General features: G+C 40.6%; 8 protein-coding genes. 4 read left to right on the top strand and 4 right to left on the bottom strand.

The window, feature by feature from the left end:
• Window positions 1-30: 30 nt before the first annotated feature.
• Window positions 31-1,347 carry an adenosylhomocysteinase gene (ahcY, locus tag E3D81_RS08765; RefSeq protein ID WP_134777166.1) on the bottom strand — a complete coding sequence of 439 codons (1,317 nt, stop codon included), beginning with the start codon at window positions 1,345-1,347 and terminating at the stop codon, window positions 31-33.
• 161 nt (window positions 1,348-1,508) lie between these two features.
• Between ahcY and E3D81_RS08760 the strand changes: the two genes are divergently transcribed.
• Window positions 1,509-1,919: a BrxA/BrxB family bacilliredoxin gene (locus tag E3D81_RS08760; RefSeq protein ID WP_099365980.1), complete on the top strand. Its 411-nt coding sequence runs from the start codon at window positions 1,509-1,511 to the stop codon at window positions 1,917-1,919.
• 122 nt (window positions 1,920-2,041) lie between these two features.
• Complete coding sequence (locus tag E3D81_RS08755; protein WP_134777165.1) at window positions 2,042-3,685, top strand: amidohydrolase; 1,644 nt, start codon at window positions 2,042-2,044, stop codon at window positions 3,683-3,685.
• On the opposite strand, the gene E3D81_RS08750 is transcribed toward E3D81_RS08755, so the two are convergent.
• The 3 genes from E3D81_RS08750 to lipA form a co-directional block, all read right to left on the bottom strand.
• Window positions 3,675-4,532: a hypothetical protein gene (locus E3D81_RS08750; RefSeq protein ID WP_134777164.1), complete on the bottom strand. Its 858-nt coding sequence runs from the start codon at window positions 4,530-4,532 to the stop codon at window positions 3,675-3,677. The two genes, E3D81_RS08755 and E3D81_RS08750, sit on opposite strands and share 11 nt — an antisense overlap.
• A gap of 250 nt (window positions 4,533-4,782) precedes the next feature.
• Window positions 4,783-6,231, bottom strand: a complete 1,449-nt coding sequence (locus E3D81_RS08745) for an IS1182 family transposase (RefSeq protein ID WP_134777163.1) — start codon at window positions 6,229-6,231, stop codon at window positions 4,783-4,785.
• A gap of 146 nt (window positions 6,232-6,377) precedes the next feature.
• Complete coding sequence (gene lipA, locus E3D81_RS08740) at window positions 6,378-7,259, bottom strand: lipoyl synthase (RefSeq protein ID WP_099367841.1); 882 nt, start codon at window positions 7,257-7,259, stop codon at window positions 6,378-6,380.
• Between the two features lie 142 nt (window positions 7,260-7,401).
• Here lipA and E3D81_RS08735 point away from each other — a divergent pair, with 142 nt between their 5' ends.
• Together E3D81_RS08735 and carB are read left to right on the top strand one after the other, a co-directional pair.
• Window positions 7,402-9,654, top strand: a complete 2,253-nt coding sequence (locus E3D81_RS08735) for a family 20 glycosylhydrolase (RefSeq protein ID WP_134777162.1) — start codon at window positions 7,402-7,404, stop codon at window positions 9,652-9,654.
• Window positions 9,655-9,797: 143 nt separating this feature from the next.
• Window positions 9,798-12,617, top strand: coding sequence for a carbamoyl-phosphate synthase large subunit (gene carB, locus E3D81_RS08730; RefSeq protein ID WP_134777161.1), 2,820 nt, complete (start codon window positions 9,798-9,800; stop codon window positions 12,615-12,617).
• The last annotated feature ends 36 nt before the right edge of the window (window positions 12,618-12,653 follow it).

Raw genomic sequence — 12,653 nt, 5'->3', positions numbered from 1 at the left:
CACCCTTTCATGAAATCATTTATTGAAAGATTAATACCTGTAAGCTTCTGGCTTGTATGGGCCTTCCACGGTTACACCGATATATTCAGCCTGTTCTGCTGTTAATTCTTCCAGTTCAACACCGATATGCGCTAAGTGCAAACGTGCTACTTTCTCATCCAGGTGTTTTGGAAGTGTATAAACTTGTTTTTCGTATTTATCTGTATTGGTCCAAAGTTCTAATTGTGCCAATGTTTGGTTTGTGAAGGAATTAGACATCACAAAAGAGGGGTGTCCTGTTGCACAACCTAGGTTTACCAAACGACCTTCAGCCAATAAGATAATATCTTTACCATCGATGGTATATTTATCAACCTGAGGTTTGATCTCGATCTTAGAATCGCCGTAATTGTCGTTCAACCAAGCCACATCGATTTCATTGTCGAAGTGTCCGATGTTACAAACTACTGTTTTATCTTTCATCGCTTTGAAGTGCTCAGGACGAACGATATCCTTATTACCTGTTGTGGTAACTACGATATTTGCTTCCACAATCGCATCCGCCATTTTCTTCACTTCAAATCCTTCCATTGCTGCTTGTAATGCACAGATTGGATCGATTTCAGTAACAATTACACGAACACCAGCTGAACGTAAAGATTCTGCAGAACCCTTACCTACATCACCATAGCCCGCAACAACCGCAACCTTACCTGCCAACATCAAATCGGTAGCACGACGGATCGCATCAACCAATGATTCACGACAGCCATATTTGTTGTCAAACTTGGATTTAGTAACCGAATCATTCACGTTGATTGCCGGTAAATGCAAGGTTCCGTTTTTCATACGTTCGTATAAACGGTGAACTCCAGTAGTTGTTTCTTCAGATAAACCTTTGATACCATCAATCAATTCTGGGAATTGATCAAATACCATATTGGTTAAATCTCCACCATCGTCCAGGATCATGTTCAATGGCTGGCGATCTTCGCCGAAGAATAACGTTTGTTCGATACACCAGTTGAATTCCTCTTCGTTCATCCCTTTCCAAGCATAAACCGGAATACCAGCAGCGGCAATTGCAGCAGCGGCATGATCTTGCGTAGAAAAGATGTTACATGATGACCAAGAAACATCTGCACCTAATTCCACAAGGGTTTCAATCAATACGGCAGTTTGAATGGTCATGTGCAAACATCCTGCAATACGGGCTCCTTTTAAAGGTTTAGACGCTCCAAATTCCGCACGCAAGGACATTAATCCAGGCATTTCCGCTTCTGCTAACTCTATTTCTTTACGGCCCCACTCTGCTAAAGAGATATCTTTTACTTTGTAAGGAACATAGGTAGTTTCTAATGATGACATATGTATTCTTTTTAGTTTTAGAGCCACAAAATTACTTGATAACCAAATCAATTCAAAATTTCATGTTGTTATTCGAGATAAATTGACATTATCTTGAGGATATAAACTTGGTTTGGGCGGCTTTTCAACTTATATTTGCATTAAACAAAAAAGGAAATAGTATGTATCCAGAATATTTAGTAGCACCAATGCGTCAAGAATTAGTTGATGCTGGTTTCGAAGAATTAAAATCAGTTGAGGAAGTTGATGCTGCCATCCCAACCAAGGGAACAGTATTCGTAGTGGTCAATTCAGTATGTGGTTGTGCGGCAGCAAATGCTCGCCCAGCGGCTAAAGCTGCCGTTAAAAACGAAAAACATCCTGACAAATTAGTAACTGTATTTGCAGGAATGGAAAAAGACGCTGTTGATAAAGCACGTCAATATATGTTACCTTACCCTCCATCTTCACCTGCAATGGCATTGTTCAAAGATGGTCAATTGGTACACATGATAGAAAGACATATGATTGAAGGCCGTCCGGCTCAAATGATTGCAGACAACTTAGTTGCTGCATTCGATGAGTACTGCTAACAATCATTGTATTTTGATTTTTGAATTCGAAAAAGCTTCTTTTTTTAGGAAAAGAAGCTTTTTCTGTTCTATAGAAATTTCAGCAATTTCTTAGTACATTTGTTCATAAGGCTTCCTAAATAATGAACAAGAGCATTACCAAACTTTTCTTCTTTTTACTATTAGGTTGTTTATTCGGTTGTACGACCAATAAGCAAATCGATCTTATTGTTTACAATGCTAAGGTATATACGGTCGATTCTGCCTTCACGACCATAGAGGCATTTGCCGTAAATAACGGTGTGTTCATTGAAACAGGATCTTCCCAGGATCTGTTGAATAAATACGAAGCCAAAGAAAAAATTGATGCCGGAGGGAAGTTCATCTATCCGGGCTTTTATGATGCCCATGGGCATTTCTTCATGCTGGCCGAGGCCATGGATGAGGTCAATCTGGTCGGAGCTGCCTCTTATAATGAAATCCTTGATCGTTTGAGAACATACATAGCTGCCAATCCGGATAAGAAATGGATTGTTGGTAATGGTTGGGACCAAAACCTATGGGAGGATAAGAATTTCCCTGTAAAGGACTCCTTGGACAAATATTTCCCAGATCTTCCAATCTATTTGACCCGCGTAGATTACCATGCAGCATTGGCAAGTGGAAAAGCACTTGAAATTGCAAGCCTGGATTCTGCTTATTTTGTAGATGGCGGATTGATTTCGGTGAATGAGGAAGGATTACCCGATGGGATTTTGGTAGATAATGCCATGCAATTGGTAAGCAAGCATATCCCCAAAAACCAGAACAGTGCATTGCTGAAAATGCTGAGAAGAGCTCAAGATTCATTGGTTTCCGTCGGTTTGACAAGTATTGTGGATGCTGGCCTTAATGAAAGCCAGATCGATGCCTTAAAAGTTTTTTATAATGAGGATTCTTTACAGATAAGGGATTATGCCATGGTGATGGCGACTCCTGAAAGTGTGAAAGAATTTCTGCGCGCCGGCACTTTCGAATCCGACCGATTAACGGTTAGATCTTTCAAGCTGATGGCCGATGGCGCTTTGGGATCACGAGGTGCTTGTTTGATACATGCTTATCATGATGCTCCAACAAATGGTTTTCTCCTACAAAGTCCAAAAGATTTTGATGATCTCATCCAACGATTGGCAAGGAGCAACTTCCAGGTCAATACACATGCTATCGGTGATTCAGCCAATAGGATCATCTTGGATAGCTATGGCAAATACTTAAAGGATGGAAAAGAACGTCGCTGGCGGATAGAACATGCACAGGTCATCCAGCCTAATGATTTCCATAAATTCAAAGATTTTCAGATCATTCCATCTGTCCAACCAACCCATGCTACTTCAGATATGTACTGGGCAGGTGAAAGATTGGGGGAAGAGCGCCTAAAAACTTCGTATGCCTACAAGCAGTTGTTGGATCAATATGGTTTATTGGCATTGGGCAGTGATTTTCCAGTGGAACATTATAATCCACTCTATGGTTTCCATGCCGCTGTTGCAAGAGTGGATAAAAACGGTTTTCCAAATGGAGGCTTCCAAATGGAGAATGCCATCAGTAGAGAACAAGCCTTACGCGGAATGACCATTTGGGCTGCCTATTCCTGCTTTCAAGAACGAAAACGAGGAAGCATTGAAAAAGGTAAAGACGCCGATTTTGTAATTCTTGAAGAGGATATCATGACCGCAAAAAATGAAACCCTTCGCGATATCAAAACCTTGAGAACCGTAATTGCTGGTGAGACCGTCTTTAAACGCTAAGATTTTTCCAATAACGCTCTACTAAATATAATGCAGCAAGAATGATCAGGATTCCCGGTATTCCGATGATCAGCAATGAGAACAGGAAAAATTTAAGGTAATAAGCAGATAGGTAATCTCTATCTACATCTTGTCCTTGGTAAATGTTTCCAAAACCACTTTTATAAAACTCGTGTGTCTGGCTCATTTTGGAAAACAGATCTTGCGCATTATTTCTGGGCATCCGTTCCAAATAACTGAATTGTCTTAGGTTCAGCCGTTTAAAATGGGAAAGCGAACTTTCAAGGAATTTATTTATAGACTCTTCATTGACTTCATCAGCAGCAAACATTTTACTGTAATCGAAAGCCATCCATCCACGCGCATAGGCCATGTAAGGTTCATCTTTTTGGAAAATCGGAACAAGGAATAAGGCTTCAATTTTCTTCTTCCCAAAATTGAACAATCCACTTAAAGGTACTTCCCTCGACACCGGTATCACCTGCATCCTATCGACATACCAATCTTCAGCATCCAGAAACAATGCTTTATCATAAGGTTTGAGATCGTAAATGGTCTTTAAGGTCCTTACTTCTCCAAAATTATATCTAAGGCTCTTTACCAATGGCTGAAATAATAGGGATACCAGAATAGGTAGCATGACACCTATGATGATCAAGCCCTTGCCAATCCGCTGTCTTGCCATGAATATAACAAATAAGGCAACAACAGCCGGAAAGATGATCATAGCCCAAACCGGCCAATTCCCGCTGGAACCAAATAGAAATAGGATATAAAGTATACTGGAAAGCGATAAACTTAGGAACAAGAGTATTACAATGGAAAGCACAGATTTTTTCAGGTTCATGATGAGCTGGTAAGTTTCCTAAAAATAAAAAAATCCTTAGAGATTTCGAGGGCACTGAAAAAGTCTCAACTTTTTAATGAGATTTAAAGAAATGACTGAGTACAGGATTTACCTTACTCGGTCATTTTTGTTTAAAGGATTTCTGAAAGTGTGTTTTTTAATGGCCTTATTGAAGGTTTAGCCGACTAGGCTTGCTGTTTGAGATTTTAGTATCCCAATTGCCCTGTTTTTGAGGTAATACCTTTCCTTTTTAGATCAATTTCAGGATTCTTTTCAAGTTTACCGTAAAGATGGCCATTGCACCCTGCATTTCCATGTTATGGATACCATAGGAATCGGCCCTGCCATAACCATGGACATTCTTGAGCTCACTATTCTTGGCCTCAATCTTATATCTTTCCCTGGACTTTCTCCGGTAATGATCGGTTTGCTGGAAAGCCATCTGCTCTTTATGGAGGTCGGATTTAATGGTTATCGAATAGGTCTTTGTTTTTGAGCCTTCCTTGTAACATCCTTCTCTAAGAGGGCAGACTTTACATTTTTCGACATCGAAGTAATATGTCTGCGTTTGATTTGTACCTTGTCCCTTCTTTCCCTGACGCGCCTTGCGGATGGCTAAATGTCCTGCAGGACAGACAAACATCCCTGCGTCCTTGTTAAAGTGGAAGTGTTCCCCTTCTTTCCTGCATCCCTGGCTAACTGCTGGATTCAATTTAGCGATGATATCAATGTTCTGTTCTTTTGCCAGTTGAAGGTTGTCCTTTCCAGAATATGCAGCATCACCTATTATAGTATCCACTTCCATTCCATTCTGCCTACTGATCTCCAATAACCGGGGCAGTTCCGGACCATCACCTTTTTCGCCCGTAGTAACGACCGCTGCTGTGATGATGCGTTCCTCGGTCATCGCCAAATGTGTTTTATAACCAAAGAAACTGCTGTCTACAGATTTATATCCAAGCCTGGCTTCATCGTCCTTAGAGAGCAGATAGTATTCCTTTGTGTCCTCGATGGTTTCCTTCAACAGGTTCAGCTTTTCCTTTACAGCCGGTATTTCACTGATGGATTGATCCTGATCCAGCACTCTCTGTAATTCCCTGCAGTAGGTAAGTTCTTGGTCCAGGTCGTTGGACTCGTTCTTTTGTGGCAGACGCCCTTTGTAGTCCTCATCTATCTGATATATCGCTTTCCTTAACAGCTTGGAACGCTCCTTGAGGACTTCCAATGCTGAATAGGGGTTAGATCTGGAATGGGTATGGGTCGCGTCTACGATGATGGACCTTGATTTTATAATACCCTTTTCGAGAGCGATCGTTACGGTCTTGTTGATTAACAGGTTCAATAGATCCATGTCCTTTAATCGTAGTTTACGGAATTTAGTGAGCGAACTTGGATTGATCACATCCTCCTCAGGAGCCATTTCAAGAAAATATTTAAAGGACATATCATATCTGGAGCGATCAACGACATCGACATCTGAAACGGTATAGATAGTCTTTAACAGAAGGTATTTGAACATCTTGATTGGACTTTCAGCGTTGCGTCCATTGGTCCGGCAATACTTCTCCAAAAGTTCGTCATGTATAAAACTGAAATCGATAAGATCGTTGATTTTGCGAAGTAGATTGTCTTTTGGGACAATGATATCGTACAATCCTGAATAGGAACTGAACTGTATTTTTTGTTGGGTAGAGAGCATCCTGATGTCCGTTAAACCCTACTTTAAGATACGAAAAAAGGAGCAGAAAACTGTTGTTTTCTACTCCTTTTTTTGCCCAATCTAAAAGAGGACTTTTTCAGTGCCCTACAGATTTCTAAGGATTTTTTCTTTAAAAACAAGGCTTCTTATTGCATATCAAACAAATGTTTTTCTGCATGGTAGGAAGAACGAACCAATGGTCCTGATTCTACATACTTGAATCCCATTTTTAAACCAATTTCTTTATATTTTTCAAATTGTTGCGGAGTAACCCATTCCACAACTGGATGATGTGCTTTGGTAGGCTGTAGGTACTGCCCAATGGTCAGGATATGAACCCCAGCATCATATAGATCTTGCATGGTTTCAACAACATCCTCTTCCGTTTCACCAAATCCCAACATAATTCCTGATTTTGTACGTAAGCCTGCTGCCGAAATACGCTTCAAACATTCCAAAGAACGATCATACTTCGCTTGAATACGAACTTCTCTGGTCAATCGACGAACGGTTTCAATATTATGGGAAACCACTTCTGGACGAACTTCCAAAAGACGCTCTAAATTATCCCATTGCCCTTTAAAGTCTGGAATCAATGTTTCCAATGTAGTTTCTGGACTTTCGCGGCGGATCGCATTAATGGTTTCTGCCCAGATGGTAGAACCGCCATCTTTTAAATCATCCCTATCTACAGAGGTAATCACACAGTGTTTTACCTGCATTAATTTCACCGAATTGGCCACCCTATTCGGCTCATCCGTATCCACTGCTAATGGTCTTCCTGTTGCTACTGCACAGAATGAACAGGAACGCGTACAGATATTACCCAATATCATAAAGGTAGCTGTTCCAGCTCCCCAACATTCTCCCATGTTCGGGCAGTTTCCACTTTCGCAAATGGTATGCAATTTATGCTCATCAACCAAACCGCGTACATGACGGTACTCCTTACCTACCGGTAATTTAACCCTTAACCAATCTGGTTTACGTTGCGTCTGATTTGCTGGAATGACAGGTAATTGAATCATGCTACAAATGTAAGCATATTTCTAAGATTTAAAATAAAGGTTATGTTTGCTTAATATCATAAATCTGCCGACCAAACAATTATGCGAAGGATGTGTTAAAATTTTAAGATATTTGCAGAAGAACAAACCCCTTATTAATAATATGAAGACCAAATTGTTCCACCTCTTGGTACTGTTATTAATTTCCAACCTGTCCCTATTTGCTCAGGACAAGGAAATTTCCCTTATCCCTAGACCCTCCAAAATGATTGTCATGGATGGGAAATTAAGTTTGGACCAGAATTTTCCATTATATTATACTGAGGAATTTGCGGCTGTCATCGATCTGCTCTATGAAATTCCATCACTAAAAATAAACAGCAATGAGCTGGTCAAGAAAATCAGGAAACAGCATCAACTTGGCGTTCGATTGTTTAAAGCCCAAGACCGAGATAAAATAGATCCCAACGGATATAGTTTAGAAATAGATGATTCGGGTATTCTACTGAAGGCCCATCAGGCATCAGGGATGATTTCTGGGATCTATACATTGGTTCAATTGAATCTACTGGAAGGTCCACATGCTTTATCCCATATCCAAATCCAGGACAAGCCACGATTCGGATACCGCGGATTACACATGGATGTTTCCAGACATTTTGTGCCTTTGAGCTTTATTAAAAAATATATCGACTTAATGGCTTTATATAAACTGAATAACTTCCATTGGCATCTTACTGATGCTGCAGGATGGCGATTGGAAATCAAAAAATACCCAGAATTGACGTCCAAAGCAGCTTGGCGATCGCATACTCTATGGAAGGATTGGTGGAATAATGGCCGACAATATGTAGAACAAGGAAATCCCAATGCCTATGGAGGTTATTATACCCAGGAACAGGCAAGGGAAATTGTTAATTATGCCAGCAAGCGAGGAATCAACGTCATTCCTGAAATAGAATTTCCTGGTCATTCCGAAGAGGTTCTTGCAGTTTATCCAGAACTATCCTGCACAGGAAAACCCTATACCCAAGGAGAATTCTGTCTGGGCAATGAAGACAGTTATCAATTCATGAGAAATGTACTGGATGAGGTGGTAAATATCTTTCCGTCTTCCTATATCCATATTGGTGGTGATGAAGCCGATAAGAAACATTGGAAAAGTTGTCCAAAATGCCAGGAGCTCATGAAAAAAGAAGGTTTAAAAACCGAAGAGGAACTTCAGAGTTATGCGGTAAAAAAAATCGGGGAACACCTACATACTAAAGGCAGAAAAATGATCGGATGGGATGAAATTTTACAAGGTGGTTTGCCTCCTGGAGCAACTGTTATGAGTTGGCGTGGAGAAGATGGCGGCATTAAAGCAGCCACCGCAGGTCAAGATGTGATCATGACACCAGGTGCTTATCTTTATTTCGACAGTTATCAATCCGATCCAAGAACCCAACCAGAGGCTATCGGTGGATACCTTCCTATTGAAAAAGTCTATAGTTATAACCCCGTTCCGGCTAAATTGCCAGAGGATAAAAAGAAACATATACTAGGCGCCCAAGCCAATCTTTGGGCAGAATACATCCCTACTTACCAGCATTTGGAATACATGGCCTTTCCTCGCGTTTTAGCCTTGGCAGAAATGGTCTGGACCGAGCAGGCAGATCGTAAGTGGGAAGATTTCAACAGACGCTTACAACAACATTATAAGATTCTTCAGGAGAAGGATGTTAATTATTACAGACCTTCTTTTTCCGTTTCCTCAAAGGTGAACTTTGATTCTTTAGCTTTGAAAAACACCGTGAGCCTTAGCTCGGAACAATACACCCCCTATATTCGCTACACAGTAGATGGTACAGAACCTAAAAGCAGCTCTACCCTATACAACCTTCCTATCGAACTTTCTAAGTCAGCTGTAATTAAAGCAGCCTCCTTTTTAGATTCTACACGGGTTAGTTCCGTGGAGACAGTAGAATTGGATGTGCATAAAGCCATTGGAAAAGATGTTATCTACAAAACCAAATGGGAAGGTTATCCTGCTCAAGGAGCTAAAACCTTAACTAATGGAATCAAAGGTACTTTAACCTATAATGATGGGCAATGGCAAGGCTTTACGAAAAACTTTGATGCCATTGTAGATTTTGAACGTCGAGAGGAAATCAAATCAGTGGCAGTTAATTTCATGCAGATTCCTGGTCCTGGTGTATATTTTCCTGGCGAATTCAAGGTCCTTGTTTCTGATAATGGTAAAAATTATAGAGAAATTGAGACCATAAAAAACCAAGTGGGCACAAAAGATCCAACCTTGAAATTCCAGAAATTCGAAATAAAATTGGAAAAACCGATCATGACGCGATTTGTACAAGTTGTGGCGAGCAATCCTATGAAAGGTTATCTTTTTGCTGATGAGATTGTGATATATTAATTCATGAAATTATTCATCGTTTTTAAAAATAATAATGTAACTTTGCACTCCGACAAAGCAGTCGGAAATCACCTCTCATTTAAGGCAAAATCTGTCTGCAACAGTCCACAGTATTTTTGTATTTAACTTTGAAATAGAAAATAATGCCTAGAAACACCTCCATTAATTCGGTATTAATCATTGGATCTGGACCTATCGTGATTGGTCAAGCCTGTGAATTTGACTACTCTGGATCACAAGCTGCCCTTTCCTTAAAAGAAGAAGGTATCTCTGTATCCATCATCAACTCAAACCCGGCTACCATCATGACTGACAATGTCGTAGCTGACCATGTTTACTTACTTCCATTGACCGTTGAAAGTATTGAGCAGATCCTTCAAGAACGTCAAATCGATGCTGTATTACCTACTATGGGTGGACAGACCGCTTTGAACCTTTGCATTGAAGCATCAAACCGTGGTATTTGGGATAAATACAATGTCAAAGTAATCGGTGTTGATGTTGCTGCGATCGAAAAAACGGAAAACCGTGAAGAATTCCGTCAGTTAATGATCGATATCGGCGTTGGGGTAGCAACCTCTAAAATTGCAAACTCATTCTTAGAAGGTAAAGAGGCGGCTCAGATCATTGGTTTTCCATTGGTAATCCGTCCTTCATATACCTTGGCAGGAACCGGAGGTGGTTTTGTGCACAAAAAAGAAGATTTTGATGCGGCATTGAATCGTGGTCTGCACGCTTCACCAACACATGAGGTATTGGTAGAACAAGCAGTTTTAGGATGGAAAGAATTTGAGTTGGAGCTTCTACGTGATACCAACGATAATGTGATCATCATCTGTACCATTGAAAACTTTGACCCTATGGGTATCCACACCGGTGACTCCATTACTGTTGCACCAGGTATGACCCTTTCAGATAAATGTTACCAAGATATGCGTAATCAGGCAATCAAGATGATGCGTTCTATCGGTAACTTTGCAGGTGGATGTAACGTTCAATTCTCGGTGAATCCAGAGAATGAAGAAATCATCGCTATCGAGATCAATCCACGTGTATCTCGTTCATCAGCTTTAGCATCTAAAGCAACTGGTTATCCAATTGCTAAGATTGCTGCCAAATTAGCGATCGGTTATAACCTGGATGAATTACAGAATCAAATTACAAAAACAACTTCAGCATATTTCGAACCTACATTGGATTATGTAATCGTGAAAGTTCCTCGTTTCAACTTTGATAAATTCAAAGGTGCAAACAAAGAATTGGGATTACAGATGAAAGCCGTTGGTGAGGTGATGTCCATCGGACGTACCTTCATCGAAGCACTTCAAAAAGCTGCGCAGTCTTTGGAAACTGGACGTGCAGGTTTAGGTGCGGATGGTCGTCAATCCAGAAACCTGGAAGAGATCATGCACAGCTTGGAGCATCCAAGTGCAGACCGTTTGTTCCACATCAAAGATGCTTTTGAGTTGGGTGTTCCTTTGGAATCCATCCGTAAAGCAACATTGATCGACAAATGGTTCTTGGTACAGATCCAAGAGCTTGTTCAACTGGAAGGCGAATTGCGCAGGTATCAATTGAGTAATATCCCACGCGACTTCTTCATGACCTTGAAACAAAAAGGTTATTCCGATTACCAAATCGCTTGGTTATTAGGAAACACAACCGAAGATGAGGTTTATGCACGCCGTAAAGAACTAGGTATCCACCGTGTTTATAAAATGGTAGATACTTGTGCAGCAGAATTCCCAGCACATACACCTTACTACTACTCTACTTTTGAAGATGAGAACGAGTCTGTGGTTTCTGATCGTAAAAAAATCATCGTATTGGGTTCTGGTCCTAACCGTATCGGACAAGGTATCGAATTTGATTATTCTTGTGTACACGGGCTTTTGGCTGCTAAAGAATGTGGTTATGAAGCCATCATGGTGAACTGTAACCCTGAGACGGTATCAACAGATTTCAACATGGCCGATAAACTGTATTTCGAGCCTGTTTTCTGGGAACATGTACGTGAAATCATCGAATTGGAAAAACCAGAAGGAGTTATCGTACAGTTGGGTGGTCAAACAGCCTTGAAGATGGCGGAACGCTTAGAAGCATTGGGTGTAAAAATCATCGGTACTTCCTTCGCGAACATGGACTTGGCAGAAGACCGCGGAAGTTTCTCCGACTTATTGAAAGAATTAGATATTCCTTATCCTAAATATGGTGTAGCTACTTCAGCTGAAGAAGCGATCAAAGTAGCAAACGAAGTTGGCTATCCAGTCTTGGTTCGTCCATCTTACGTATTAGGCGGACAAGGGATGAGTATTGTGATCAATGATGAGGACTTGGAAAAAGCGGTAGTGAACCTATTGAAAAACCTTCCGGGTAACCATATCCTGATCGACCATTTCTTGGACAGAGCGGAAGAGGCAGAATCGGATTCTATCTGTGACGGAGAAGATGTACACATCATCGGTATGATGGAGCATATTGAACCAGCGGGTATTCACTCAGGTGACTCTTCAGCGGTGTTACCTCCATTCAGCCTTTCTGAAAATGTGCAGCAAAAAATGGAAGAATACTCCATCAAATTGGCGAAAGCATTAAATGTATTGGGATTATTGAACATCCAATTCGCGATCAAAGATGAGAATGTATATGTGATCGAGGCAAACCCAAGAGCATCCCGTACGGTTCCATTTATCGCCAAAGCATACGATGTTCCTTACATCAATATCGCAACGAAAGTGATGTTGGGCGAGAATAAACTGAAAGACTTTACTATTGTTCGTAAGTTGGAAGGTTATGCAATCAAAGAGCCTGTATTCTCTTTCTCAAAATTCCCTGAGGTAGATAAACAATTAGGCCCTGAGATGAAATCTACTGGTGAGGCAATCCGTTTCATCAAGGACTTGAACGATCCACATTTCAGAGAATTATATTCTAAAAAATCAATGTTCTTGAACGCGCAATAATTTTGTGATATCAAGGATTAATAAAATAATAAAGGA

The sequence above is a fragment of the Sphingobacterium sp. CZ-2 genome, assembly GCF_004526235.1.
GTDB lineage: Bacteria > Bacteroidota > Bacteroidia > Sphingobacteriales > Sphingobacteriaceae > Sphingobacterium > Sphingobacterium tenebrionis.
The sequence above is the reverse complement of the archived record's forward strand: the minus strand, read 5'-3'. Positions and strand labels throughout refer to the sequence as shown.